Annotated in this window: 22 protein-coding genes and 2 tRNA genes; 9 read left to right on the forward strand and 15 right to left on the reverse strand. The window is 51.9% G+C overall.

Annotated elements, in window-relative coordinates; all coding sequences use genetic code 11:
* Nucleotides 1-15 precede the first annotated feature (15 nt).
* Both ACSC94_RS02870 and ACSC94_RS02875 read right to left on the reverse strand, forming a co-directional pair.
* Nucleotides 16-417: a hypothetical protein gene (locus ACSC94_RS02870; RefSeq protein ID WP_435641565.1), complete on the reverse strand. Its 402-nt coding sequence runs from the start codon at nucleotides 415-417 to the stop codon at nucleotides 16-18.
* Nucleotides 418-484: 67 nt separating this feature from the next.
* Nucleotides 485-922: a hypothetical protein gene (locus ACSC94_RS02875; RefSeq protein ID WP_435641566.1), complete on the reverse strand. Its 438-nt coding sequence runs from the start codon at nucleotides 920-922 to the stop codon at nucleotides 485-487.
* 190 nt (nucleotides 923-1,112) lie between these two features.
* On the opposite strand from ACSC94_RS02875, the gene glpX reads away from it, so the two are divergent.
* From glpX to ACSC94_RS02890, 3 genes are all read left to right on the forward strand, one after another.
* The gene (gene glpX, locus ACSC94_RS02880; RefSeq protein ID WP_435641567.1) at nucleotides 1,113-2,129 is read left to right on the forward strand and encodes a class II fructose-bisphosphatase; all 1,017 of its coding nucleotides are present in this window, start codon (nucleotides 1,113-1,115) and stop codon (nucleotides 2,127-2,129) included.
* Between the two features lie 104 nt (nucleotides 2,130-2,233).
* A complete protein-coding gene (gene recJ / locus ACSC94_RS02885; RefSeq protein WP_435641568.1) occupies nucleotides 2,234-4,021 on the forward strand; it encodes a single-stranded-DNA-specific exonuclease RecJ in 1,788 nt (595 codons plus the stop codon).
* 71 nt (nucleotides 4,022-4,092) lie between these two features.
* On the forward strand, nucleotides 4,093-4,629 hold the full coding sequence (locus ACSC94_RS02890; protein ID WP_435641569.1) for a hypothetical protein: 537 nt from the start codon (nucleotides 4,093-4,095) through the stop codon (nucleotides 4,627-4,629).
* Nucleotides 4,630-4,707: 78 nt separating this feature from the next.
* On the opposite strand, the gene ACSC94_RS02895 is transcribed toward ACSC94_RS02890, so the two are convergent.
* Together ACSC94_RS02895 and ACSC94_RS02900 are read right to left on the reverse strand one after the other, a co-directional pair.
* Nucleotides 4,708-5,574, reverse strand: coding sequence for a M48 family metallopeptidase (locus tag ACSC94_RS02895; RefSeq protein WP_435641570.1), 867 nt, complete (start codon nucleotides 5,572-5,574; stop codon nucleotides 4,708-4,710).
* A 651-nt stretch (nucleotides 5,575-6,225) separates the two neighbouring features.
* A complete protein-coding gene (locus ACSC94_RS02900) occupies nucleotides 6,226-6,624 on the reverse strand; it encodes a hypothetical protein (RefSeq protein ID WP_435641571.1) in 399 nt (132 codons plus the stop codon).
* A gap of 1,231 nt (nucleotides 6,625-7,855) precedes the next feature.
* On the opposite strand from ACSC94_RS02900, the gene ACSC94_RS02905 reads away from it, so the two are divergent.
* The 4 genes from ACSC94_RS02905 (at nucleotide 7,856) to ACSC94_RS02920 (ending at nucleotide 14,128) form a co-directional block, all read left to right on the forward strand.
* The gene (locus ACSC94_RS02905; RefSeq protein ID WP_435642141.1) at nucleotides 7,856-12,001 is read left to right on the forward strand and encodes an RHS repeat-associated core domain-containing protein; all 4,146 of its coding nucleotides are present in this window, start codon (nucleotides 7,856-7,858) and stop codon (nucleotides 11,999-12,001) included.
* A gap of 36 nt (nucleotides 12,002-12,037) precedes the next feature.
* Nucleotides 12,038-12,409 (forward strand): hypothetical protein, encoded by a 372-nt coding sequence (locus ACSC94_RS02910; RefSeq protein WP_435641572.1) that lies wholly within the window; start codon nucleotides 12,038-12,040, stop codon nucleotides 12,407-12,409.
* A gap of 61 nt (nucleotides 12,410-12,470) precedes the next feature.
* Nucleotides 12,471-13,460: an RHS repeat domain-containing protein gene (locus ACSC94_RS02915; RefSeq protein WP_435641573.1), complete on the forward strand. Its 990-nt coding sequence runs from the start codon at nucleotides 12,471-12,473 to the stop codon at nucleotides 13,458-13,460.
* Between the two features lie 356 nt (nucleotides 13,461-13,816).
* Nucleotides 13,817-14,128, forward strand: a complete 312-nt coding sequence (locus ACSC94_RS02920) for a hypothetical protein (protein WP_435641574.1) — start codon at nucleotides 13,817-13,819, stop codon at nucleotides 14,126-14,128.
* A gap of 367 nt (nucleotides 14,129-14,495) precedes the next feature.
* Here the strand turns inward: ACSC94_RS02920 and ACSC94_RS02925 are convergent.
* Nucleotides 14,496-14,571, reverse strand: a tRNA-Glu gene (locus tag ACSC94_RS02925).
* Nucleotides 14,572-14,770: 199 nt separating this feature from the next.
* Here ACSC94_RS02925 and ACSC94_RS02930 point away from each other — a divergent pair.
* Nucleotides 14,771-16,519 (forward strand): cation:proton antiporter domain-containing protein, encoded by a 1,749-nt coding sequence (locus ACSC94_RS02930; protein WP_435641575.1) that lies wholly within the window; start codon nucleotides 14,771-14,773, stop codon nucleotides 16,517-16,519.
* A 26-nt stretch (nucleotides 16,520-16,545) separates the two neighbouring features.
* Here the strand turns inward: ACSC94_RS02930 and ACSC94_RS02935 are convergent, their stop codons facing one another.
* Complete coding sequence (locus ACSC94_RS02935) at nucleotides 16,546-17,025, reverse strand: carboxymuconolactone decarboxylase family protein (RefSeq protein WP_435641576.1); 480 nt, start codon at nucleotides 17,023-17,025, stop codon at nucleotides 16,546-16,548.
* 180 nt (nucleotides 17,026-17,205) lie between these two features.
* Here ACSC94_RS02935 and ACSC94_RS02940 point away from each other — a divergent pair, with 180 nt between their 5' ends.
* On the forward strand, nucleotides 17,206-17,400 hold the full coding sequence (locus ACSC94_RS02940; RefSeq protein ID WP_435641577.1) for a hypothetical protein: 195 nt from the start codon (nucleotides 17,206-17,208) through the stop codon (nucleotides 17,398-17,400).
* Between the two features lie 69 nt (nucleotides 17,401-17,469).
* On the opposite strand, the gene ACSC94_RS02945 is transcribed toward ACSC94_RS02940, so the two are convergent.
* The 9 genes from ACSC94_RS02945 to gatB all read right to left on the reverse strand — a co-directional run bounded on the left by ACSC94_RS02945 (nucleotide 17,470) and on the right by gatB (nucleotide 25,474).
* Nucleotides 17,470-18,744: a methyl-accepting chemotaxis protein gene (locus ACSC94_RS02945; RefSeq protein ID WP_435641578.1), complete on the reverse strand. Its 1,275-nt coding sequence runs from the start codon at nucleotides 18,742-18,744 to the stop codon at nucleotides 17,470-17,472.
* 77 nt (nucleotides 18,745-18,821) lie between these two features.
* Entirely contained in the window at nucleotides 18,822-19,436 is a 615-nt protein-coding gene (locus tag ACSC94_RS02950; RefSeq protein ID WP_435641579.1) for a CHASE3 domain-containing protein, read from the reverse strand.
* 225 nt (nucleotides 19,437-19,661) lie between these two features.
* Complete coding sequence (locus tag ACSC94_RS02955) at nucleotides 19,662-21,611, reverse strand: alkyl/aryl-sulfatase (protein ID WP_435642142.1); 1,950 nt, start codon at nucleotides 21,609-21,611, stop codon at nucleotides 19,662-19,664.
* Nucleotides 21,612-21,890: 279 nt separating this feature from the next.
* On the reverse strand, nucleotides 21,891-22,697 hold the full coding sequence (locus ACSC94_RS02960) for a penicillin-binding transpeptidase domain-containing protein (RefSeq protein ID WP_435641580.1): 807 nt from the start codon (nucleotides 22,695-22,697) through the stop codon (nucleotides 21,891-21,893).
* A 57-nt stretch (nucleotides 22,698-22,754) separates the two neighbouring features.
* A tRNA-Ser gene (locus tag ACSC94_RS02965) sits at nucleotides 22,755-22,846 on the reverse strand.
* Between the two features lie 258 nt (nucleotides 22,847-23,104).
* On the reverse strand, nucleotides 23,105-23,509 hold the full coding sequence (locus ACSC94_RS02970; RefSeq protein WP_435641581.1) for a hypothetical protein: 405 nt from the start codon (nucleotides 23,507-23,509) through the stop codon (nucleotides 23,105-23,107).
* Nucleotides 23,510-23,530: 21 nt separating this feature from the next.
* Nucleotides 23,531-23,752: a DUF4177 domain-containing protein gene (locus ACSC94_RS02975; RefSeq protein ID WP_435641582.1), complete on the reverse strand. Its 222-nt coding sequence runs from the start codon at nucleotides 23,750-23,752 to the stop codon at nucleotides 23,531-23,533.
* Nucleotides 23,752-23,994 (reverse strand): hypothetical protein, encoded by a 243-nt coding sequence (locus tag ACSC94_RS02980; RefSeq protein WP_435641583.1) that lies wholly within the window; start codon nucleotides 23,992-23,994, stop codon nucleotides 23,752-23,754. The genes ACSC94_RS02975 and ACSC94_RS02980 overlap by 1 nt, the downstream gene beginning before the upstream one ends.
* A 25-nt stretch (nucleotides 23,995-24,019) precedes the next feature.
* Nucleotides 24,020-25,474 (reverse strand): Asp-tRNA(Asn)/Glu-tRNA(Gln) amidotransferase subunit GatB, encoded by a 1,455-nt coding sequence (gene gatB / locus ACSC94_RS02985; RefSeq protein ID WP_435641584.1) that lies wholly within the window; start codon nucleotides 25,472-25,474, stop codon nucleotides 24,020-24,022.
* Between the last annotated feature and the right edge of the window lie 22 nt (nucleotides 25,475-25,496).

Here is a 25,496-nt window from a genome sequence, read left to right on the forward strand (position 1 = left end):
TAAACGCAGAACTGATTATCGTGCCAGTTTCGGCAGGAATTTGTAACGGGACGAGCCATCGCTGTTGATGGCGGTCATTGCAAAGCGGTTCTGGTCAACGGTTTCGAACATCGCTGTCCAGTGACCGGTGGCGCGCAGGCCTTTCAAAACGGCCATGCTTTGGTCTTCGTTGCTGAAGGCAATGTAGCCCGGCTTTTCCGCGGTCGGTGCCTTGGTGACGTAGTGCAGTTTCGCATCAACACCGGCCAGAATGGCTTCAACCGGGCCCAGAGCTTTTTGCGTCGCTGCGGACAGGCCGTTGAACATGTCTTTGCTGGTCAGCGGAATGGCAAAGCGCATGCCGTCTTTTGCCAGTTTAACGAAATCGTCGTTCATGGTGTTGAACAAGGCGGTGAATTTTTGTGCTTCTTTTTGCATTGTCTTGGTCCTCTGTTACCGTGGTTGTCAATGTTGGGTGTGTTCAGGTTTTTCAGGCTTTTCCCTGTTATTGTTGCAGGCGCGGGCGTTTTGCCCGCATGTTCAGTGTGGCCCCGCTTTCGTGAACCATGCGCAGGGACGTCATCGCCCCGTTCGCATCAATTTCGTACAACGAACTCGTGGTCATTTTATGGCGCATTGCGGATTGGAAGGCTTGCGCCAGATCGAGATGCTGAAAACGAACATACCCGGCACGGTCATCTTGACCGGGGGTCAGCATGCTGTATTTCACGGGACCTTGACCGGCGCGATTGATCATCGTGCAGGCGGCCTTGATGGTTGGGTCTTCGGTGTGACGCAGAACATCATTTGCGGCGTCATAATCGGCATCGGTGGGGAGGGCGACGATATACGGCTCTTTGCGTCCGAATGTATCGGCCAGAAACGGAGCCAATGTGTTGAACAGGGCCAGAGCCTTATCCACGTTAAACGGGTTTTTGGACATCTATTGTGTCACCTCAAACGGCGTTAAATCTGTGCGCTTTGTAATCCTTTCGCTGTGGTTATGTCAAGAAAATGTGATAAGGCCAAGAGGAGAGGTGGATAGCGCGGAAATCCGCCATTTTTGCGCATTGATCCGGGGGCGTTCGGGCCCTAAACTGGGCCAATAATCCTAAAAACAGGGGACCAAAGGAATGAGCGCCACCGCCATGAAACCATCGACACCGCTTGCCAACGACGCTTTCGCAATGGACCGCAATCTGGCGCTGGAGGCGATCCGCGTGACCGAGGCCGCCGCGCTGGCCGCCTCCCGCCTTGTCGGGCGCGGGGATGAGAAGGCGGCGGATGCCGCCGCCGTGGATGCCATGCGCGAGGCATTGAACAGCTTGTCCATGCGCGGCACCGTGGTGATTGGCGAGGGCGAGCGGGACGAAGCCCCCATGCTCTATATCGGCGAACAGGTGGGCGCGGGCATCGGCCCGGAAATCGATATCGCCCTCGACCCGTTGGAGGGCACGACGATTACCGCCAAGGGCGGATCGAACGCACTGGCCGTCATGGCACTGGCGGACAAGGGTGGGTTCCTGAACGCGCCGGATACCTACATGGAAAAAATGGCCATCGGTCCCGGCCTGCCGACCGACATCCTTGATCTGGATGCCCCGCCGCAGGAAATCCTGCGCAAACTGGCCGAAGCCAAGGGCGCGCAGATTTCGGATTTGCAGGTCTGTATCCTCGATCGTGCCCGCCATGCCGATATGATCGCCGCCGTGCGCTCCACCGGCGCGCGGATCAGCTTTATTCAAGATGGTGACGTCAGCGGCGTCATCGCCACCACCGATGCCGATACCGGCATTGATATTTATATGGGCACCGGGGGCGCCCCGGAAGGGGTTCTGGCCGCCGCCGCCCTGCAATGCACGGGCGGGCAAATGCTGGGCCGTCTGGTGTTCCGCAATGACGGCGAAATTTCCCGCGCGGAAAAATGCGGCATTCGCGATTTGAAAAAAATCTATACATTGAACGAACTGGCCAAACCGCAAAACGTCATGTTCGCCGCAACGGGTGTGACCAACGGCGCGATGCTGAAGGGCGTGCGCCGTTTCGCGGGCGGCGCGGTGACGCATTCCATCATCATGCGCTCCAAATCCGGCACGATCCGCAAGATTGAATCGACGCATAATTTTAATCGGAAAGAAGATGCGTATTAACCCTTTTTTATCGTCATACCGGCGAAGGCCGGTATCCATAGGATAGATTGTATGGACCCCGGCCTGCGCCGGGGTGACGATAGATAGAGAAAGAACAAAAACAAATGCCTCAAACCATCCTCAACGTCGACCGGTCCATCATGCAATCGCGGTGGGTGTATTCCCCCGCCAATGGCGATGATGTCGCGCGCATGGTGCAGGGGCATGGCTTGCCCGAAATCGTCGCGCGCCTTCTGGCCGCGCGGTCGGTGGTGCCGGATGATGTTGAAAAATTCCTGACCCCCAAACTCGCCCGCGATTTTCCGGACCCATTCCGGCTCAAGGGTATGGATGCGCTGGCCAACGATCTGGCCGATGCGGTTATCAACGGGCGAAAAATCGCCGTATTCGGCGATTTCGACGTGGACGGGGCGACCTCCACCGCCATTCTGGTGCGGTTTTTCCGCCATTGCGGGCTGGATACGCCACTCTACATCCCCGACCGGATGAAGGAAGGCTACGGCCCCAATATCAACGCGCTGAACACCCTGAAACAAAACGGCGCCGATCTGGTCATCATGGCCGACTGTGGCACCACCGCGTTTGACGTGGTGGAGCAGGGGCGCAATCTCGGCCTCGACATCGTGATCCTCGACCACCACGAAGCGGAAGACAAACTGCCCGTCGCCAACCACATCATCAACCCGAAACGCCGTGATGATGACAGCGGTTACGACATGCTGGCCGCCTGCGGCGTGGCGTTCATGACCTGCGTTGCGATGAACAAGGTTTTGCGCGAACGTGGATTCTTCGGTGCGCGCGGCGATGCGCCGTTGAAAGACTGGATCGACATTCTCGCCCTCGGCACCGTCTGCGATATGGTGCCGTTGAATGGCCCGAACCGCTTGTTCGTCAAATACGGCCTTGAAAAAATGGCCACCACCAACAATCCCGGCCTGGCCGCGTTGTTACAGGTAGCGGGGGTGAAGAACGCACCCGATGCCTATACCTGCGGCTTTATGCTCGGCCCCCGTATCAATGCGGGCGGACGGATTCACAAGGCCGATCTGGGCGCAAAACTGCTCTCCACCGATGATGCGGAAGAGGCCAAAAACATTGCGTGGACGTTGAATGATTGCAACGACAAGCGCAAAGACATGCAGGCCGAAATGATGGATCAGGCCTTGAAAATGGTCGCCGATCTGGGTCTCGACCAACACCCCGCCATTCTGGTCGGTGACGAAAGCTGGCACCCCGGCCTGAACGGTCTGGTCGCCGGACGGTTGGTTGAAAAATACAAAAAACCCGCCGCCGTGATCGCCTACGCCCCCGGCCATGATGTTGCGCTCGAGGGGCGCGGCTCTGGCCGCTCCGTCCCCGGCATCAACATCGCCGCCGCATTCATCGACGCACGCCACGAAAACCTGATTGTAAAGGGCGGCGGCCACGCCATGGCCGCGGGCTTTACCATTCTGCCCGACCAAATTCCGGCATTTCGTGATTTCTTCTACAAACACATCGCCGCCCAAGCCGCAGGCCGCGTGGTGGTGAATGAAACAATGGTCGATGGCGTTCTCAGTGTACGTGGTGCCAACCTGCCACTGATGAAAACCATGGCCCAAGTCGGCCCCTTCGGCCAAGCCAACCCCGAACCCGTGTTCGTGTTGCCCGATGTGAAAATTTTCAGCGCCGATCTGGTCGGCGCCGACCACGTCCGCACCCTGATCGTCGATTCCGACGGCGGCGGCACCCGCATGAAGGCCATGGCCTTCCGCGCCGCCAACACGCCGGTTGGGCAAACACTTCTCTCCGGTGCTGGCCGCACTGTCCACCTTCTTGGTCGTTTAAAGATCAACGAATGGCAGGGCAAGGAGAGCGTGGAGTTTCATATTGAGGATGTGGCTGGGGCTTAATTATAACCTAAAGTTGACATTCTGGAAAATGTGTGATAGGCCTGCAGAGTTAAAAAATTCAGGAGGATTACATGGGGTCAAACTTTGACAAGGAGCAGCGCATAGAGCAGGCGCGCGCATCTCAGCGTTCCTTTGAATCAAATATGCATTCTATCAACAAGTCTTCGCTTGAAGTAGATCGCCGCCTCAAGGAGGAGGAGCGTTTCCGTCGTGAAATGAATAAAAATACGCCCCCCGTGCCTCCGCCAGAAAAGGAAGGACTGGGTTTTTTTCAAGCGCTGGCTTTGGGTACCATTTTAACAATTGTTTTTGCTGGTGTCATAAAGGATGAGTCAAGCGCCCCTAATAAGGCTTCGCCGCGGACGCAGGGAAGCGCGGGGCCAACATCGGTAATCGTGGGGCCTTTTAATTGTAATGCGACGGCGAATGGATTGACGCTGACATACATCAAGCCCGGCAAGGGGGCGTATGGTGGTTTGAAGCGGGACTATGTCGTGCACAAACAAACGGGTGTGCGATACGATCTCAACGAAATTGCGCAGCAGTCCAAAACATGTGATCAGGCATTCTCTAAGATGGGTCGGCTTGGAATCTTATCGCCTAGATAATCAGTCCTTTGCAAAAACATGTATAATAAAAAGCCCCTGAAACAGGGGCTTTTTATTATGATTCCATCGTGTGATGACTTATTTCACACTTGTTTTCTTCGGGGCGTTGTCTTGCTTTGGATAAGGCAGCTTTGATGGATTTTGTTTAATTTCATCAATCGCCTTTTGCCATGCGACAACACGTTCCGTTCCTGCTGGGTGTGTATCAAGAAAAGCAGCCTGGCTCGGGGATTTTTCTCCTGCGAATTGTGCCAGAACAACCATGACGTTTTGTGCGCTCTTCAAATTATATCCAGCTCTGGATAGCAAGTAGGTGGCCAGAAGATCTGCCTCACGCTCTTGTTCTTTGGAATAACTTATTACTCCTAAATAGGAGCCAACATTCATCATATCTTCGATTGTTTGTTGATCCTGCTGTTGTTGGTACGCGTTGTAATTTGGATTATTTGCGTTTGCGGCACCCAATAAAACAGCGGTTAATATGCCAGATACCGCGGCACCCGCGGCAGCATTTTGCATTGTTTCTTCGTTGTGTTGCGCTAAATGATGCCCCATCTCATGCGCGACAACGGCGGCCATTTCATCATTGTTTTTCAGGTATTGTAACAATCCTTTATGGATTGTGATTTTGTAACCCTCGCTCGCATATGCGTTGACTGTATCGTCAGGGCTGTACGTAACCTTAAAACGGCACTCCTTGTAGCCGGAGTCCTCGCACAATGGCTTGGCGCTTTTGGACAGCTTGCTTGAGATTGTGGCGAGGGTGTTTTTGTATTGTTTATCGCTGCGCTTGTAGGTTTTTAGCGGTTTGTTTTCCTGTGCGAGCTTTTCTTCCATCGCACGGACTTCAGCATTTGAAACTTGAGGAAGCTGATAGGCTGAACCAGCGCACCCCGTTACAAGAAAACCGCAAATTATCAGCAAGGAATAAAATCGAAACATCATGCCCCCGTTCAGTTTTTTATAAATTGATTTGCAACTGGTGGTATTAGGTACAGGAACATGAATATTGTGCGCAATAAAAAAGCCCCCGAACCGGGGGCTTTTTTTATGAATTGGCCCCTACGGGATCAGAATTGATTTTGTAGTCATTTGATTCGTAAAGTATAAATTCTATCAAGTATTATACAGTGCCCCCAATCATGCCCCCAGTCTCGGTTATAGGAAAACGGGATTCTAAGCGCTGTCGCTTTTTTTAAAAACGCGAGGGCTGTAATCAGGATATCGGAAGCATGGGTGTGCGCAAGGGGTTCCAATCTTGCTGTGTGTTTATGGCAATATGCTCGCAGCCCTTGGTTTTACTCACATTTCCGGCAAAACATTGACTCATCACCATGTTGTTTATACTGTCCTCTGGTCTGTAACAGGACTGGGCTTAAGAACCCATTTATAGGAGCGGCTGGCATCAGCCGTTACTGGTGCTTTTCCTTTAAAGAAAGCATCGGATTTGCCACTCGGTCTCATGACTGGGTGGCGATGGCGTATGTCCAAGGCTTCGGCCTAAAGGCTATCGCGCCGTTACTTCTATAGCGGTTCTTAACACCCAGTCGCCAGAGGTCATCTCTGGCGACTTTGTTTTTACCGCTGGAGAGGCCGTTATCCATGAAAAAGAATTTTAGATTTACGTATGCATTTGTCGTTGTCCTGCTCACCTGTTCCATCATCCCCCAAAGTACTTTTGCTGCCACAGCCGAACTCGGCATAACCGCCCGAGTCATAAGCTGTGCGACGCCCGAGGAGAGCAGGGCAATGTGCTAATCTGAAGCTCTGTGCTGTGACCGTGTTGGTGAAATTATTCAAATGAACGCGGCTGAGATTCAGGAAAAGATTTTGGCTGAATATGCCGAAAGTAAAAAATGGTGCGGGGAAAAGCCTGCTTTGCCGAAAAAGGGGCGGATCGTGATCTTTTGGGGGCGTGACAAGAATGGGCGTTGCGTTGTTCCTCACTACGTTGAGGGGCGTTAGGGTGGTGGGTTGATTTGAACCCAGGTTCAAACTTTGGCGGCTATGTCTCTTGCCTCTCTTATCGGGTGTACGTCGGATAAGGTCTAAGATTACGACGTTACTACGAAAGATTTCATGGCTGCAATTGGGGTCATCAGTGCTGATGAATGGGCGTCAATTCAAGGTTATGAGAAAGATGGTGAGGCTACGATAAACAATCCTCTGTGGATTAATTTAGCTCTCCGTATTGAACAATCGATGGTTGAGGTGGCAATGTAGGCACGGCTTGGCGACGTGTGCGCCGAGTGCCACATTTTCGGTTTGTAAAAATTATAACCATCATAGCAGGGTCTGTTTAATGAAGCGTTTTTTGGCTGCTTTTGTAGTTTCTTTGTTCTTCTTTATTGCAGCTCCTGCTTATGCGCTTACAAGTGGCACAACTACATCGGGGTCCATATCGACTCCGGGGGGAGATTCAAATCAAAGTTTCTCCGGGACTGCCGGGCAAGGCGTATTGCTTTTCGCCGAGGCTGCTTATGGTGTCCACATAGCTGTTAATAAACCTGATGGAAGTTATCTTACAGGCGGAAATGGCCGCGTATTCATAAATTCGCTGCCAAACACAGGGACATATAGTGTCGTTATTACTTCTACTAGCCCTTCTGCCACTGGGGCATATAGCTTAGCCTATGTAAGAGGGTCCGATAGTGTTTCAAACGGAAGCTTATCCAGTGGAGAAAGTTACAGTGGTAGCCTTGCCCAGAATGGGCTTGAGAGTTTTCAGTTTTATGGGGAGTCCGGTCAGGGCGTTATGCTCTATGGGGCTGCTTCGTATAGTCCCATCATCCGCGTCTACAAGCCGGATGGAAGTTATTTAGGTGGGGCAAGTCATAGGGTTGCAGAAAATTCTCTTCCCGTTACAGGAACGTATACAGTTGTTCTTTATGGCAACACGACATCGAACAGCGGGGCATATCGCCTAGATTATATCCGCGGATCGGACGCTGTTTCAAATGGAATCATAGTGAGTGGCCGTAGCTACAATGGAACATTAGATGAAAATGGTCTTGAAAGTTTTCAGATAACAGGAAAATCTGGAGAGGGAATTCAGTTAGCTGCTGCGGCTTCTTATACGCCTGTAATCATGGTTTATAATCCAAATGGCAGTTATTTAGGATATGGTAACAATCGTTATTCAACGGCACTCCCAAGTGACGGAACGTATACGGTTGTTGTAAGGGGAAATACAACAGTAAACGATGGCCCATATCGTTTAGACTATATGCGAGGAAATGACAGCGTTTCTGAGGGAACTCTTATTAGTGCGCAGGGGCGATCTGGAACACTGCAAGTAAATGGCATTGAAAGTTATAAATTCTCTGGCGTGGCCAGTAATAATCTCTCCATTGCTAGCACTGGATCGTATACAAGATCGCTACTTATTTATCAGCCGGATGGAAGCTTCTGGACATCTAGGCTTAATACTGCGTCTGTTACACTTCCCGCGACAGGGCAGTATACGCTTGCTGTTGCCGGATCGTCAGCTTCGAATAGTGGCGGGTACACAGTAACATTAACAACGCCTCCGGCTCCAACGGTCGCATCCGACCCAACAAAATCCGGCGTTGATGCTTTGGACAATTGCTCGGCAGGAAATTCGCCGTCAACATCTGTTGGGAACCCTATCAACTTCGACCTGGGTTATAAAAAACAGACCGAAATCGATTACGATGGCGGCAGTTTGAAACTAACTCGCCTGTATCGCAGCGACAGCACCTGGACGGACAATACGTTTGGAGAGCGGTGGCGGCATAATTATGCGCGGACGCTGAATGTCAGTGGTTCGGCTGCGGATATTACGGATGGAACAGGTGCGACAACGCATTATACCTTGAGCGGGAGCGATTGGATCGCGGATGATTCCGATATTACGGCAAGATTTGAAACCATTACGGGGGGTTATGCCTACACACTGCCAGATAATACGCGGGAAATTTACAACAGCAGTAAGAGGCTTGTTCGTATTGAATATGTCGGTTCCGACGCGCTGGATCTGGAATATGATGGGGGTGGATTACTGGAAACGGTTTCGGACCAGAATGGCCGGTCGCTGGAGTTCGATTATACCAGCAGTAAAGTCACAACGGTTATAACGCCGGAGGGGAATTTTACGTACACCTATGATGGCTCTGGCAATCTGATCGAGGTTGAAAATCCGGACAGCAAAACACGGGAATATCATTACGAAGATACAAATTTCCCACATGCCATGACAGGCATTACCGATGAAAATGCGGTGCGTTATGCAACCTATGCCTATGATGCACAGGGACGGGCCATTCTTTCCAAACATGCTGGCGATGTCGATACGTATGAAATCGCCTATAATGTGGATGGAAGCGTCACCACGACCAATCCGCTAGGGAAAGACACAACTTACTACTTCACCAATATTAACAATCTACGCCGAATCGTTCAGGTGGACGGGCATGCCTCGACCAACTGTGTCGCGTCAAACCGGTACTATAACTATTACGCCAACGGCTGGCTGATGAGCAAAACGGATTGGGAAGGAAATACGACGGCCTATGTTCGCGATGATCGGGGGCTCGTAACTCAGATTATTGAAGATCAAGAAGGGGCAGATCAGCGAATCACGAACATCTCTTACGACTCTGTTTTCAATTTACCGGAATCCGTAACGCTGGATAACCGTCAAACGATATATGACTACGACGTATATGGACGCATAACATCTTATTCTGTGACCGACCTGAACAACTCGGAAACGCGCCCCACCACATACACCTATTATTCAAACACCACGGATGGCGGTGGAAACACGGTACTTGGGCGTGTTGACACCATCACGCACCCGAACGGAGCCATTACGAAATATACGTATAATGGCAATCTGTTGGTTCAAACTGTTACGGAGGCGTATGGCGAAACCTATGCGCAAACAACATCATATACCTATGATGCCGCCAAACGTATTGCGACCATAACCGAACCGAATGGCGCTGTGACATCGCTGACCTATGATGCGGTCGGGCGTATATTAACCTCGACAGAAGCAGATGGCACAGCGTTAGAGGCCGTAACAACCTACACCTATGACAATAACGGCAATGTGACAGAAATCGAAATGCCGAACGGCGTCACACTGTCCTATACGTATGATACAGCCCAACGTTTAACGGGGGTTGAGGATACACTCGGCAACACCATCACCTACACACTGGACGATGCGGGCAATATCACGAAAGAAGAGTACAAGGACCCAACACCAACCCTAAAATACGTTCATAACAAAGCGTATGATGAGCTCTCCCGCCTGATCCAGAGCATCGGCGCGGCCAGCCAGACCAGTATCTATGCCTATGACAAGAACAGCAACCTGACCAGCTATACCGACGCAAACACCAATGCGACGACATACAGCTATGATGGCTTGCAACGTCTGGTACGGCTAACGGATGCCTTAACCGGTGAAACGGACACGGCCTATAATCCTCTGGATGATGTGCAAAGCGTGACGGACGCACGGGATAACGAAACAGAGTATGTCTATAACGCCTTTGGCGAAGTGACGGAAGAGGTCAACCCTGATTATGGTTCGATTGCTTATGAATATGACCTGTCCGGCAATTTAACCAAACGCACCGATGCGCGAAGCAAGGTGACAGACTACACCTACGACAAACTAAACCGCGTGCTAACGGTCACATACCCAACCGACAGCGCCAACGATGCAACCTTCACCTATGATTCCTGCACATTGGGGGCAGGGCGCCTGTGTTCCGTAACGGACGCCAGCGGCACAACGGCCTATGAATACGACCTTCTGGGCCGCGTTATTGAATCGTCCGAAACCCGCGGCGCATTAAACTTTACCACGGAATATGCCTACGACCTTGCCGATGTGGTAACGGGCATCACCCTGCCATCCGGTCGGGTGATTACCTATGGCCTGAATGCAAACGCGCAGGTGAATGCGGTAACAACCCCCGTCGCGGGCAGCCCCGTAACGCTGGCCACCGCCATCACCTATCTGCCGTTCGGCCCGCTGAACGCCATGACCTATGGCAACAGCCTGACGTTCAGCGCGATTTACGATCAGGATTACAACCCAACCAACCGCACTGTATCGACCATCTATAACCACACCTACGATACGGATGATAACGGCAACATCATCCAGATCGGTGCGACGGATTACGGTTATGACGCGCTGAACCGTCTGGATGAAGAAGATCCCGGAAGCGCGGTCACCTACACCTATGACGGCGTCAGCAACCGCCTGACCAAAGTTGCGGGCGGTACGACCACCACAACCGTTCCAACGACCAGCAACAAAATCTCCGCTGTTGGTGCGAATGCCTACACCTATGATGCCTCTGGTAACATCACGAATGACGGCACCCGTGAATATACGTGGGATGATGCTGGACGATTGGCTGAAGTTGAGATCAGCAGCAGTCCGGTGGGAACCTATACCTACAACGCCTCAAACCAGCGGACGAAGAAGGTCGCGGGTGGCAACACCACGCACTATGTTTATGGCGCGGGGGGGCTATTGTATGGTGAATACGACAACGCCGGAGCGTTAATCCGTGAATACGTGTACCTAAATGATGCGCCGTTGGCCCAAATCAACACCGGGTCGCCGGAAACCTTAACCTATCTGCACCCGGATCATCTGGGCACACCAAAGTACGGCACAAACACAGGCGGATCACAGGTCTGGGCATGGGCACCGGATGCGTTTGGCAACGGCGCACCAAGCGGTGCAGCCACGGTCAATCTGCGCATGCCGGGGCAGTATTATGATGCGGAATCCGGAGTGTTCTATAACTGGAACCGTTACTATAGCCCGGAGATCGGGCGGTATATCAGCAGCGATCCGATTGGGTTAGAGGGGGGTATGAATACATTCCTCTATGTGGGGGCTAATCCGTTGCTTTATACTGATCCGGAGGGATTGGTTGCTCCTCTTCTTGCTCCCCTTGCTCCTGTTGCGGTGGAAGGATTGGCCGCCGCCGGTGCCGCCGCTGCTGCTTGCGCACGGAACCCACGATGTGCGGGGCTGGTGATCAAGGGTGCGGAGAAGGCGGCTAAGGAACTTGCTAAGAAAATTCCAAGGTCGGTAGCGACGCCTAAGGTTGGGCAGAGTTGTCCATATACAGGATATCTCTTGTTAAATGAAACGGGTGATGCGTCCGATGATGGGCCAAAGGCACAGGACTTAGGGAAGATTGGGTCTAATGAGGAAGCAAATAAGGTGGCCAAGGATCACGGATATAAAGATGCACATGAGGCAAAGAAGGATCGTGGTGGCAGCAGTGTGAATATTTATAAAGATAAAAAAACTGGAGAGTATTATGTTTGGGATGGTAAGGCGGGCTCAGAGCCTGAGCCTTTATAAAGCGGGGGAGATCTAAGGATGGCGAGGAATGTATACTTGGCTTTTACGGACTTCCAAAACGAGGTTGATCTGTCTTTCCTTGATAAAGAAAAGGTTTCTATCGATCTTTTGAAGAAAGGACAGCTCCGTTCGAACGGTAAGACTGTTCAAAGGGTAAATAGTGTCAGCATTCACTTAATACAAGCCTTGCCTGATGAGTATGATTTACGAATCGATGCGATGATTGAGGGGATTGGAGGCATCGATGCTGTTAGAAAGCTGGTAGAATCTTATAAGGCGAAAGATAATTTTATTGTTTTGGGTATTCCCACCAGAACAGGCGATACGATTGAGGATAGTTATATTTCGCGTGAAATGATGCAAAGACTCTGCAGTTTGAATTTGGATATACATTTTTACTACACATGATGCCTCTGGCAACATTACGGATGATGGTGCACGTGACTATACGTGGGATGATGCTGGGCGATTGGCTGAAGTTGAGATCAGCAGCAGCCCAGTGGGAACCTATACCTACAACGCCTCGAACCAGCGGACGAAGAAGGTCGCGGGCGGCAACACCACGCACTACGTCTACGGCGCGGGCGGTTTGCTCTACGGTGAATACGACAACGCCGGAGCGTTAATCCGTGAATACGTGTACCTGAATGATGCACCGCTGGCCCAAATCAACGCCGGAACTCCTGAAACCTTAACCTACCTGCATCCCGACCATCTGGGCACGCCGAAATACGGCACCAACACAGGTGGATCACAGGTCTGGGCCTGGGCACCGGATGCGTTTGGCAACGGTGCGCCAAGCGGAGCAGCCACGGTGAACCTGCGGATGCCGGGGCAGTATTATGATGCGGAATCTGGGGTGTTCTATAACTGGAACCGTTATTATAACCCGGAGATCGGGCGGTATATCAGCAGTGACCCGATTGGGTTAGAGGGGGGTATGAATACATTCCTCTATGTTGCGGCTAATCCGTTGCTTTACGGCGATGAAGAAGGGCTGGCCGTTACAATCGATACTGATTGTGTCAGTGGAGGAGGGGATGTTCTCATTCCATGTACTCCAATACTTGGGGGTGGCTTGGGTGGCCCACGAGGTGGTGGAAAACCGACACCTAAATCGGAATCTGTCGCTGCACCAGGGGTGGTCGGGGGAGCTGTTGCAGTGGGTGCTTTCTGTAGTCAGGATGATGTTGATGGAAATGAATCTATTGCTGAATCTGGAGAAGAAAGTAGGACAATTACTCTGCCTCAACAGCCTAACAAAGGTTGCACATGTACTTGTCGTGCTGATGCAAACGATAATATAGTGGGAAATATTCAGCCGGGGGATAAAAAGTTTGCCTTTGGTACGGCTACGGCATCTAGTTGCTCTGCAGCTAGTAAAGAAGCAAAGCGAATTGCAGCAAAGGCGCTTGGTAAACAGCCAAAACATTCGGATTGTCGGTGTCAGGGAAAGTGAGGAATAGCAGTGATATATGATAAGAACGGCTTAATTTTAGAGCTAAACGATACCGTATATTTTGAAAAGGCACCTTGTGAGTTGATACATGATTTACCGAAGGAAGATCGGGTAGCTATAGAGAGTTTTGCGAACAAGCACTTAACTGTTGGTGGGTTTGATGAGTATGGTTACGTGGAAATAAATTTTCCGGGTACGTATAGAACCATTTGGCTAAAATCTAATAGCCTCGTTAAAGTAGTCTAATGCTCATTATTATTTAATGTATTGGCCACACCACGCACTATGTCTACGGTGCGAGGGGCTGTTGTATATTGCAAACTTCAGAGAACTGCTAAAGGAATGTGAGATGGCTAATGGAAAATAAAAGTGCTTTGCGAATTCCGCTGAAAGACCTGCAAAAAATTATCGCTTTAATTTTTGATGGCATGGAGAAAGAAAACGGAAAGAGCGGGATAGAAATAGATAAGGATTACTACTTTGAGATTCCTTTGTCTGAGGCGTTTTTAGAGCCATCGTCAGGCTTTCCTGATGCTACACTTGGCCAGTTGTATGATGATTGGGAATTCTTAGAAAGAGTTTTATCTAATCCTGAAGAGGCCAGCCCTTTGGTGTTGGATCACCTCGCGTCTTTATTAAGGTACATTGCATATAAGTCAGTGGGGTGATGTTTCGTGGGGCGGAAAAGCTCTATAACCCAACCAACCGCACCGTATCGACCATCTATAATCACACTTATGATACCGACCCGAACGGTAAGATCACCTATGACGGTGTCCGCAACCGCCATAGCTTGCTGCTCCTAGATAAAGCCTCCAGAATCGCCCATTTTGTATGGTTTTTCCCGGTATTTTGCTTATCTACACGCAACCTCACTCAGAGGCATTGGGGCATCTTCTTTGAGATTCAGTTAAATCCCCCCATAGCCTCAGGATGTAGAGAAATCTCCCGGGACTTCGGCAAACAAAAAACCCGCGAAAACACGAGGTTTTCTGCGGGCTTTTGGATGATCTCGGATTGCGCCGGATCAGAAATTGGCGTCCCCTACGGGATTCGAACCCGTGTCGCCTCCGTGAAAGGGAGGTGTCCTAGGCCTCTAGACGAAGGGGACAGCCGAAGGATGGGGTTTTCTAATCAATGATGGGGAGGAAATCAAGCACTTTCTGATATAAATAATATTTACATAATGTTTAAATTGTTATCGCCTCCATCATAAGGTTTTGGTTGGTGGGCGTGTGGGTAGGGGCGGGGTATTTTTTCATGGGGGGATTTTTGCCGTGTTCGGCATCTGCTACGCTTCGCGCATGGAAATGCATCTCCCCTTTCAAGCCGAATTGCTGGTCTTTCTGGCGATCACGGCCATTCTGGTTCCGGTGTTCACACGTTTGCGGTTGAACCCCGTTCTTGGTTTCTTGCTGGCCGGTGTGGTCATCGGGCCGTATGGGCTTGGGCGACTGGTGGGGGATTACCCGTTTCTGTCCGCCATCGTGTTTGAAGATGTGAAGGGTGTGTCCATTCTGGCCGAGCTGGGGGTTATTTTCCTGCTCTTCACCATCGGGTTGGAATTGTCGCCGCAACGTCTGTGGGCCATGCGGCGGATGGTGTTTGGCCTTGGCACCGCGCAAATCGTCGTGACGGCGGCGGTGATTGGGGCGGTGGCCTATATGTGGGGCAATTCTGGCCCGGCATCGGCGGTGATTGGCACGGCGCTGGCGCTGTCATCCACGGCGATGATCATGAAAATCCTGTTTGATCGGCAACAATTCGCATCCCCCGTGGGGCAGACGAGTTTTTCCATCCTGTTGATGCAGGATCTGGCCGTGGTGCCATTGATCTTCATGGTGGCGATGTTGCAGGACAAGGGCGCGGGTGTGGAACAAAACGTACCGCTTTCGCTTTTGCTGGCGCTGGCCAAGGCGGGCGGTGTTGTCGCCGTTCTGGTGGCGTTTGGTCATTTTGTGGTGCGCCCGGCGTTGCGCTATGTCACGGCGGGGACGCAGGGGCCGGAATTTTTCATGGCGCAAATTCTGCTCATCGTCATCTGCGCCGCATGGGCGACGGGTGAGGCGGGACTGTCCATGGCATTGGGGGCGTTTCTGGCGGGGCTGGTTCTGGCCGAAACTGAATTCCGCAACCAGATTGAGGTGGATATTGAGCCGTTCAAGGGCATGTTCCTCGGCCTATTCTTTCTGTCCGTCGGGATGGGCGTCGATCTGCTGGCGGTGATGGACAATCTGCTCTGGCTGGCGGCGTCGGTGTTTGGCATTTTCGCCATCAAGGCGGCAATTACTGCGGGCCTGTGCCGGATCTGGGGCGTGTCTTTGCCCACATCCATTCAAACCGGTCTGGCCTTGGGGCAGGGGGGTGAATTTGCGTTCGTCCTGTTCGGTCTGGCCATGGCATCGGGCGTGGTGGACAAGAATGTCGGCCATTTTATGATGATGCTGGCCAGCCTGACCATGATCCTGACGCCGCTTTATTACCGATTGGGTGAAATACTGGCCGCGCGTCTGGTCAAGCACAAGGCGAGTGGCATGACCGATGTGATGGAACAGTATGTGAAGGGCGTCGAAGGCCATGTGGTCATCGCCGGTTTTGGCCGCACGGGCCAAGCCGTGGCCGAAGTGATGGAAAATAACCAGATCCCCTATGTTGGGCTGGATCATCAATCCGGGCATCTGGAAGCCTTGCGCAAAAAGGGCAAACCCGTCTTTTATGGCGACGCATCGCAAACCCATGTTCTGGACAAGGTTAAGGCGACATCCGCCCGCGCCATCATTCTGGCCATGGATGATAAGAAGGCGTCGCGCGTCGCCATTGAAAATATTCGCCGTCATTGCAAAAATGTTCCCATCTATGCGCGCGCGCGAGATGAAATCCATGCCGCAGATTTACAAAAACTGGGCGTGAATGATGTGGTTCTTGAAACCCGGGAAATCAGTTTGCAATTGGCGGGCCGTGTGTTGCAATGTTTCGAATATTCCGCATCCGCCGCCAACCGCGCGTTGGAAAACGAACGCGAAGACAGCGAAAACCGTGCGGAAGATGTCGCCGCCTGATTACAGGTGCAAATGTGGGTGATGGATCAGGCTAATCCCGCCTTGTCCAACCCCAACATGGCATCCATGCCCCCGGCCTCGGGCCGGAAGGCGACGCCCAGACGGTTCCACATATTGATGCACCCGATGGCGAAGGTCAGGTCGGATATATCTTTCTCCGAAAAATGCACGCTCATTTCTTTAAAATCTTCGTCACTGACACCGTGCGGCCCGATACGGGTCAGAAGCTCCGCCCATTCCAGCGCGGCTTTTTCCCGGTCCGTGAACAAGGTCGATTCTCGCCACAGGGGAAGGTGGTGAAGGCGCAACTCCCGTTCCTGATGCAGTCGTGCTTCCTTGGTGTGCATGTCCAGACAGAACAAACATCCATTCAACTGGGATGCCCGAATTTTGACCAATTCCATGATCGTAGGTTCCAGTGCGGAATCGCCCAATATTTTTTCCATGGCATACAGTGTGTTGTAAAGCTGGGGCGATAATTTGGTGTAATCGATGCGCGCGCTCATAATTGTCCCCTTTGAAAGATCGTCTGGAATGATATGGCGTGGCCCGGCTCTTTATCCAGCGCGCGGTTTTTCGAGATAGATCAAATTGTATATATTGAAAACCGAATATTAAGACCTTCTGTGTAGTCTGGTTTCAACGAATTGAAAACCAAAGCACTAGCGTGAGAGAAGGACTGTAAGATGGTTGATATTGTTGAAAGCGGCGGTGTTGAAACGGACGTCAATCTGAAAGCTTCCTTTGATCAGGCTTTGGATGCGAAAGAGCCGCTAGGCTTGCAAAAAGGCATGGATTTGGCCGTGTCCCCATCGCAACTGCTGAATGGCGGGAAGGCCCCGGTCAGCGTCGAAAACTGGAAAAAGCTCGGTTTTTCCTAACCCTTGTGGAATTTCAAAAAAACCCGCCAGCTGGCGGGTTTTTTTACGGTTTTCGATGCTTGGTTAAAATTATGCGGTTTTCACGGCGTGCAGGAAGGAGTCGACCGTTTCCTTCAGCTTCAGTGTTTCCTGCGCCATGTCCAATGATACGCGGGACACGGTGTTGGCGGCATCGCCCGTGCGGGATGCGGCATCGCTGACGCCGTTGATGTTTTTATTCACTTCGTTGGTCGCGGTGGAAACTTCCTGCACGTTGCGGGAAATCTGCTGCGTGGCGGCGCTTTGTTCTTCCACGGCGGCGGCTACGGTCGTGCTGATTTCATCAATATTGCGGATGGTGGAACTGATCCCCACGATGGAGTTCACGGCGTCCACCGTTGCGGATTGAACGCGCATGATCTGGGTAGAAATATCTTCCGTGGCTTTGGATGTCTGGCTGGCCAAGGATTTCACCTCGCTGGCCACAACGCTGAACCCTTTACCGGCTTCACCGGCACGGGCGGCTTCGATCGTTGCGTTCAGGGCGAGCAGGTTGGTTTGCGCCGCGATCTGGTTGATCAGCTCGATCACCGCGCCAATCTCCTCGGACGCCGTTTTCAGGCCGTTAATCAGAATATTGGCCTTGTCCGACTGGTCCACGGCATCGCCCGCAATACGCGATGCGCTGCTGACCTGTTGGGAAATGTCGGCGATGGTGGCGCTCAATTCCTCGGTTGCGGCGGCCACGTTCTGAACGTTGGCGGAGGCTTCTTCCGACGCGTGGGCCACGTTCAACGACCGGTGCGATGTTTCTTCCGCCGTCACGTTCAGGCTTTGCGATACGTTCTGCATCTCTGATGTCGCGCCGTTCAGGCTGTTCATCAGGGCATCAATATCTGTTTCAAATCCACGGGCCAGATCGCTGATACGTTTGGCGCGTTCTTCGCGTTGCGCGGCGGCGGCGCGTTGTTCGGCCTCCATCTGACGGTTCTTGATCAGGTTTTCCTTAAAGATATTCATGGCATCAGCCATCGGGCGCAGGCTGCCCGTCGTGTCCAGGAACGGGATGGATTCATCCGTTTCCCCTTTGGACAAAGATGTCATGCGCGTGCCCAGCGTGGACAGGCCGCCCGTGATCATCCGGCTCAGGAACAAGGCCGCTAGAACGACGATGATGGCAATTCCGACCATCAGCCCGGTGGTCATGGCCGTAATACGGGCCGCACTGGCGTCATAGGCTTTCAGGGCATCGTCCTTGCGCTTGGTGGCCAGTTCGTCGATTTTATCGATAAACGGCTCCGCGGCGGCGTATTTGTCGCTTAACAAGCCAATGGCGGTTTCCAGTTCACCGTATTTGGTGGCCATGTTGTAAAACGAATCCTGGTACGTTTTCATCAATCCGCTGATTTTTTGCTGGACGGTGTAATCCAACCCGGATGTGCTCAGGGCCAGTTTAAATTCTTCGCCGCGTTTTTTACGTCACCAATATATTTGGGATCTTTGCGGGCCAGAAAATCTTTTTCATGGCGACGCATCATCAACATCAAAACTTTCAAACGATCCTGATTTTGGGCGTTGATAATTTCTTCAACACCATGCACAGCGGCGCGCAAATCACCCAGAAGGCCACTTTTTTCGTTTAATCCGACATCCTTTTGCAGGGTGACAACGGTGTCAAACTGCGCGGAATAATCATCGAATCCGGCCTGGAATTTCTTGGCTTGATCGGTAATTTCGGCATCCTTGATAATCAGGGCCTGAAGCTCTTTGCTGCCATTGGCGACGGATTGCTGAATTTCCTCGTGACGCGCGACGTATTTTTCATCCATGCGCAGCAAGAAATCTTTTTCCGCACGGCGGGCCCCAAGGAACGCATTTTCCAACGTTCCTGCGCTGTCCTTGACTTCTGTGGCGGCAAAGGCTGAATCCTGAATTTGATCCAGATTGTTTTTGCCGAGGCCAACAATCAACCCAACCGCGGCAAATCCCGCAATCATCAGAGCGGAGAGGATAATGAACTGGGTTTTCAGTGTCAGGTTATGAATTTGAACATGCATTGAATAAACTCTCCATAAAATACGGGGCCGTGGTCGGGCCATAATCTCTGATCATTCTATGGGGGTATTGTTGCAGTTTTATTACAAGTACCACCCCCTATCCCTATGGATAGGGGGTGGCCGTAAAAATGACAGTGTTATCAAGGAGGTGCAAAACGCGAGGGCGCCAAAAAACGCCCCGTAACTTTCGTTGCGGAGCGTTTTTTTTATTCCATGAATGTCTGTTTATGGTGTCACGATATTGAACCAGAATTCGAAATCATCCAGATAGGATGTCAATTCATCCAGCTTTTTCTGATCGCCTTCAATCTTGATGTCACCAGATTTGATGGCATCTTCAAGTTTCACCTGTTTGAGGAAGATCTTGTCCAAAGTGTCCTTGGACAGGGTAAAGCTCGCATCGGCTTGGGCGGCCTTTTTTCCGGCTGTATGGTTCAAAACACCATTCTCAAGTTCAACCAGATATGTTCCGTCCTTACTTCCGAAGTCGAAGTTGAGAACAATCTTCGCATCGCCAGTCTTTTCTCGGTTCAGGCGAACGGACAGGAAGTCAAAGAACATTTCCAGCGTCATTGAACGGACAGTGTCTGGGCTAGCCGTGTTTGGGGTCGGAAGTTGTTTGACCCCTTCACGCAATTCCTTGGCACCGGTCAGGTAGAAGTTACGCCATGGCCCGGATTCGGCTTGATACCCCAATTGTTCCAGCGTGTCGGCCAGTAAGTTTTTAGCCTTCTGGTTGGATGGGTCGGCGAATACGACATGGTTTAAAACTTCGGCAACCCAGCGATATTCACCTTTTTGGAAGGATGCGGTCGCTTTCTCAATAATGGCATCCGCGCCGCCCATATACTCAACGTATTTTTTGCTGGATTCTGCTGGCGGTAATTCATGCAAGGTGGATGGATTGCCATCAAACCAGCCGAGATAAAGAACATAAGTTGCTGCAACGTCGTGATAAACAGAACCGTAATATCCACGGTTGGCCCAGAATGTGTCGAGGCCTTTGGGAAGTTTAAAGTCTTCGGCGATTTCTCGCATGGTCATACCCTGGTTGGCCATGCGCAGTGTTTCGTCGTTGATGTAACGGTACATGTCCCGTTGCTTTTTCATTAAGTCGACAACGTTCGCGTTGCCCCATGTCGGCCAATGGTGCTGGGCGAAAATCACATCGGCTTTATCCCCCCACATCACCAGCGCCTGGTTGATGTATTTAGACCATGGCAACGGTTCACGAATTTTCGCGCCGCGCAGGGAATAGGTATTGTGTAAAGTGTGGGTCACATCTTCGGCGGCGGCAATGGCTTTTTTCTCTTCAATAAACCAGAGCATTTCCGACGGTGCCTCCGACCCCGGCGCCATCAGGAATTCATAGGTCAGCCCGTCAATTGTTTCTTTCTGGCCTGTTTTTGTAATGATGTCGGTCGGCGGGATCAGGGTAACCGTCCCGGCGGATGTCGTCGTGCCAAGGCCGGCACCGACTTGCCCCTTCGCATCAGGCGGAAGCAGGTTGCCATACATGTAGCTGGCCCGACGGCTCATCACGTTACCGGCCATAATGTTTTCGGCAACGGCGGCCTCCAGAAATCCTTCCGGCGCGTAAATTTTGATTTTGCCCGATTTGACATCGGCTTCGTCCACCACACCACGGACACCGCCATAATGGTCAACGTGGCTGTGTGTGTAAATAACGGCCTTCACCGGCTTTTTCCCGCGATTGGCGAAGTACAGGTCGAGGCCAACTTTGGACGTTTCTGCGGAGATTAAGGGGTCAACAATCGTAATCCCTTCGGTCCCTTCGATAATCGTCATGTTGGAAAGATCGAGGTTGCGAAGCTGGTAAATACCATCGGTCACTTCAAAAAGACCGCTGATATTGATGATTTGTGATTGACGCCACAGGCTGGGGTTGACCGTGTCCGGAGATGCTACGCCTTCTTTGATGAAGCTGTATTGTTGTGGGTTCCAAATGGGGTTGCCTTCGCTGCCTTTAATCAACTCTGCGGGGAGGGGCGCGATCAGACCTTTTTTTGCATTTTCGAAATCGGTCATGTCGCTGAACGGGAGCTGGCTCAGCAGGGCGTCGTTCGCGGTCTTTGTCGCGGCGGTGGCATCCTTGCGCGCGTCTTGTGTCTGCGCAAATGTCGGGTATGCAGCGCCGAACAGAATGACGGCCATGGCTGTGAAGGCCGGTAAATACGTTCTGAATTTCATGGTCTGGATCCTTTTTATTTTTTTAAGACGAAAACTAAACAGCAAGAGCGCCAGAGCAAACCAAGGGCTCATTGAGTGCAGAGATTCTACAGCAGCAATCAGATCGAACAACCTTTGGTGTATATACAATGGTGGGCGGTGTGAGGTTAAAATGAATTAAATGAAAAAATCATATTGAGATAAATGCGATTGAGTTTGGATAAATTTGCCGGATTTTCGCCATTCTGGTCATTGAGGCGAATATCATCGCATTGATGTATGGCGTGTTGATTTGACGTACTTATCCATTACGTCCCACGTGATGGATTTTCGGCAGGGCAGAAAGTCGCCCAACGGCTCATCCGTTGGTTTTTGCAGGCGGGTGGCAAAGAAAATCGGTGCATCGGCCTCTCCTATTATATATCCGACCCACCATCCGACATGGTTGCCATTTTGACGGGTCCACCCGGTCTTGCCAAAACTTATGCGTCCATCGTGTTCTTCGTGGCGCATAAACGCCTTCACGGTTTGCATGGTTTGGGTGGAGAAGGGAAGCGTGTCGGCATAAAGCTTACGCAGCATCTCAATTTGTTCGCGGGGTGAAACACCGAACGACCCGTAAACCCAAAAATTCCCGTTTTGCCCATGCGTAATATCGCCATTGCCATAGGCGCTTTCGGTTAAGTATTGCGTGTAAATCTCTGGCGACAGGCGGGTTGCAATTTTTTCATAGACCCAGACGGTTGAATTTTTAAAGGCATCGCTGAACGTCGTGTCTTGGTTCCATGCGGGAATATCGCGGACCGTTCCGTCCCATGCAAAAACTTCGTCCGCCGTTGTCACGTTTTGATCCAGCGCGATCAGCGAATTCATGATTTTGAATGTGGATGCGGGCAGGGTACGGATATCGGCATCGGCCTGATCCGTATAAAACCACTCATCTTTAGCCGCATCATAGACCGTAACAGAACCAGTGACCGCACAAGCTAAAAAACCATCATACGTCCCCTGTGCCGCAAAGGCGCTTGGTGTGAAGAACAACAGGGACAAAAACAGAAGGGCGTATTTCATGGTTTTCTCAATCCGTGATGAATCAAAAAGCCCTCGCAAGCGAGGGCTTTGATGTGGTGGCGGAGACGGAGGGATTCGAACCCTCGATACAGTTTAACCCGTATGACGATTTAGCAAACCGTTGCCTTCAGCCACTCGGCCACGTCTCCATAGTATAAGTCAGTCGTCTTTGGTGAAATGGCCTCGCTTTCACGATGTGTGCGCAAGGCGCACGGGCGGCCACGTCTCCAGAGTCTTTATTAAAGCATGTCGGGGTGGCCGGGCTTTTGAAAGCGGGCGGCCACGCCCCACATGGTAGTCCCCATAGTCTTAGTCGTAGTCTTTATACTCGTAGTCAGCTCGGCCAATCAATTATCAGGAAATGGCGGGCGGATCAACCGTTTCCTGAGGGGCACAAGCCCTTTGAATCAATCAATATAATGATTGTCGCGCAATTTCTTGCCCGTGCCGAAATCTTCCGCGACCGCCAGAATGAAGCCGATCAGGCCCACGCCCACGGCCAGCGTGATCAAAACCTTAATAAAAACAGGCCAATCCAGCACTTGGGCCCAGATTTGGGCGACGATCAGGCCACCCGCGCCAAGCGCCAGCCCGCAGAGCAGGAAGAGGAGCCATTTACGGCGGCTGGCCGGAATATCGTAATCAACGGCGATCAGGAAGGAGGCCAACGTGCCCAGCACGATGATCGTGCCCATGGTGCGCACGAAAATCGCCCATTCCATAACGTTGCCCCACATCTGGGCCAAACCCAGCAAGGCGGCAACAACCCCCATACCCATCAGGGAAAAGAGCAGGATGCGTGTGCGGATCATGGGGGCCTCTCTTTATCGGGGTTAAATTTCACGTTCCATGATGGTCAGGAACGCTTCGCGTTTGAAGAACAGCAGTTCGCGGCGCGTTTCCCGTTCCATCGTAATCACCTTCCACCCTTCGGCGGCGTTTTTATTCAGGAAGTCGGTGTAACGCACCGGGTCCACGCGCGATCCACCAAGGAAGATGGAGCCGAGGAGGGGTTCGCGGTAAATGGCGACCTTGTATTCGTATTTTTTGGTCATCAATTAAAATCCGGTTGTACGGTTTTGATATCCGGCATGGATTTCAGCATACGCTGAACATCCGCCGGATTGTTGTTGCACGTCACCAACATGCGGCGCGGGTCATAGGCCGGGGCCGGAATCGCATCGGGAAGCACGGACACGATGTGTTTCATGCTGCGCATCTGTTGCCCAAAGGCGCTGCATTTGGCTTCGTCAAAATCATCGCGCAGCGTAATGCTGAACGTCATTCTTTTCATCATGGTTTTCTCCCTGTATGCGCTCTTCTTATGAGAGCTTTTTCTTCAGCAAATCGTTGGCCATACCGGGGTTGACCTTGCCCTGTGATTTCTTCATCACCTGACCGACCAGGAAGCCGAAGACCTTTTCATTGCCGCCTTTATAATCGGCAACAATTTGCGGATTTTCGTTCAATACTTCTTCCACGATTTTTTCAATGGCGCCGGTGTCGGTAACCTGTTTCAGGCCCTTGGTTTCAATGATCGTATCGGCGTCTTTGCCCGATGCGTACATTTCGGCGAACACGTCCTTGGCGATTTTGCCGCTGATCGTGTTGTCGGTGATGCGTTCGATCATCAGGCCCAGCATGGCGGCGGTGACGGGGCTTTCGCTGATCGTCTTGCCGTCCTTGTTCAAAATGCCCAGCAATTCGTTTAAGACCCAGTTGGCGGCCAGTTTCGCGTCACGGCCCTTCGCTGCGGTTTCGTAATAATCCGCACGGGCGCGTTCGGCGATCAGCACGCTCGCGTCATAGGCGGACAAGCCGTAGGAATCCATGAAGCGGTGTTTCTTCTGGTCCGGCAATTCCGGCAGGGTGGCCTTGATCTTCTCAACCCAGTCGGATTTCAGGTTGAGGGGCAGCAGGTCCGGGTCCGGGAAATAACGGTAATCGTGCGCTTCTTCTTTGGAACGCATGGAGCGTGTTTCGCCCTTGGACGGGTCCCACAGGCGGGTTTCTTGTTTAATCGATCCGCCGCCTTCGATAATTTCGATCTGGCGGGCGGCTTCGTATTCGATGGCCATTTGAACAGCCTTCAACGAGTTCACGTTCTTGATCTCGCACCGCGTGCCCAGTTCCTTCACGCCAAGACGACGCACCGATACGTTCACGTCGGCGCGCATGGAGCCTTCTTCCATGTTGCCATCGCAGGTGCCGAGATAGCGCAGAACCATGCGCAGCTTGGCCAGATAAGCGGTGGCTTCATCCGCGCCGCGAATATCCGGCTCGGACACAATTTCCATCAGGGCACAGCCAGAACGGTTCAAATCGACGAAAGATTTTTGCGGGTGCTGGTCGTGCAGGGATTTACCGGCATCCTGTTCCAAATGCAGGCGGGTGATGCCAATGGTTTTCACCGTGCCGTCCGGCAGGTCGATTTCAATTTCGCCCTTGCCCACGATCGGGTGCAGGAATTGCGAAATCTGATACCCCTGCGGCAGGTCAGGGTAGAAATAGTTTTTGCGTTCAAACACGGATGTCATGTTGATCTGCGCGTTCAGGCCCAGACCCGTGCGCACGGCTTGTTCAACGCAATATTCATTCAAAACCGGCAACATGCCCGGCATGGCGGCATCCACCATGCTGACCTGGCTGTTCGGGGCGGCGCCGAATGTGGCGGATGAACCCGAAAACAATTTGGAATTGGCGGTCACCTGGGCGTGGACTTCCAAGCCGATGACGATTTCCCAAACGCCTGTGTCCGTTTTAATTGTCTGTGCCATTTTACTGCTCTCTACTGATCGT

This window comes from Micavibrio aeruginosavorus, assembly GCF_051245535.1.
Taxonomy (GTDB): Bacteria; Pseudomonadota; Alphaproteobacteria; order Micavibrionales; family Micavibrionaceae; genus Micavibrio; species Micavibrio aeruginosavorus_D.

Bases quoted from the DNA above. Each gene is read 5' to 3' on its own strand.
- ACSC94_RS02895 (WP_435641570.1), bottom strand. From the start codon at position 5,574: ATGATGTTTCGATTTTATTCCTTGCTGATAATTTGCGGTTTTCTTGTA.
- ACSC94_RS02890 (WP_435641569.1), top strand. From the start codon at position 4,093: ATGGGGTCAAACTTTGACAAGGAGCAGCGCATAGAGCAGGCGCGCGCA.
- glpX (WP_435641567.1), top strand. From the start codon at position 1,113: ATGAGCGCCACCGCCATGAAACCATCGACACCGCTTGCCAACGACGCT.
- ACSC94_RS02920 (WP_435641574.1), top strand. From the start codon at position 13,817: ATGGAAAATAAAAGTGCTTTGCGAATTCCGCTGAAAGACCTGCAAAAA.
- ACSC94_RS02935 (WP_435641576.1), bottom strand. From the start codon at position 17,025: ATGAGCGCGCGCATCGATTACACCAAATTATCGCCCCAGCTTTACAAC.
- ACSC94_RS02945 (WP_435641578.1), bottom strand. From the start codon at position 18,744: ATGGCCACCAAATACGGTGAACTGGAAACCGCCATTGGCTTGTTAAGC.
- ACSC94_RS02980 (WP_435641583.1), bottom strand. From the start codon at position 23,994: ATGATGAAAAGAATGACGTTCAGCATTACGCTGCGCGATGATTTTGAC.
- ACSC94_RS02870 (WP_435641565.1), bottom strand. From the start codon at position 417: ATGCAAAAAGAAGCACAAAAATTCACCGCCTTGTTCAACACCATGAAC.
- ACSC94_RS02875 (WP_435641566.1), bottom strand. From the start codon at position 922: ATGTCCAAAAACCCGTTTAACGTGGATAAGGCTCTGGCCCTGTTCAAC.
- ACSC94_RS02930 (WP_435641575.1), top strand. From the start codon at position 14,771: ATGCATCTCCCCTTTCAAGCCGAATTGCTGGTCTTTCTGGCGATCACG.
- ACSC94_RS02905 (WP_435642141.1), top strand. From the start codon at position 7,856: ATGCGAGGAAATGACAGCGTTTCTGAGGGAACTCTTATTAGTGCGCAG.
- gatB (WP_435641584.1), bottom strand. From the start codon at position 25,474: ATGGCACAGACAATTAAAACGGACACAGGCGTTTGGGAAATCGTCATC.
- ACSC94_RS02975 (WP_435641582.1), bottom strand. From the start codon at position 23,752: ATGACCAAAAAATACGAATACAAGGTCGCCATTTACCGCGAACCCCTC.
- ACSC94_RS02960 (WP_435641580.1), bottom strand. From the start codon at position 22,697: ATGAAATACGCCCTTCTGTTTTTGTCCCTGTTGTTCTTCACACCAAGC.
- ACSC94_RS02955 (WP_435642142.1), bottom strand. From the start codon at position 21,611: ATGGCCGTCATTCTGTTCGGCGCTGCATACCCGACATTTGCGCAGACA.
- recJ (WP_435641568.1), top strand. From the start codon at position 2,234: ATGCCTCAAACCATCCTCAACGTCGACCGGTCCATCATGCAATCGCGG.
- ACSC94_RS02970 (WP_435641581.1), bottom strand. From the start codon at position 23,509: ATGATCCGCACACGCATCCTGCTCTTTTCCCTGATGGGTATGGGGGTT.
- ACSC94_RS02940 (WP_435641577.1), top strand. From the start codon at position 17,206: ATGGTTGATATTGTTGAAAGCGGCGGTGTTGAAACGGACGTCAATCTG.
- ACSC94_RS02950 (WP_435641579.1), bottom strand. From the start codon at position 19,436: ATGCATGTTCAAATTCATAACCTGACACTGAAAACCCAGTTCATTATC.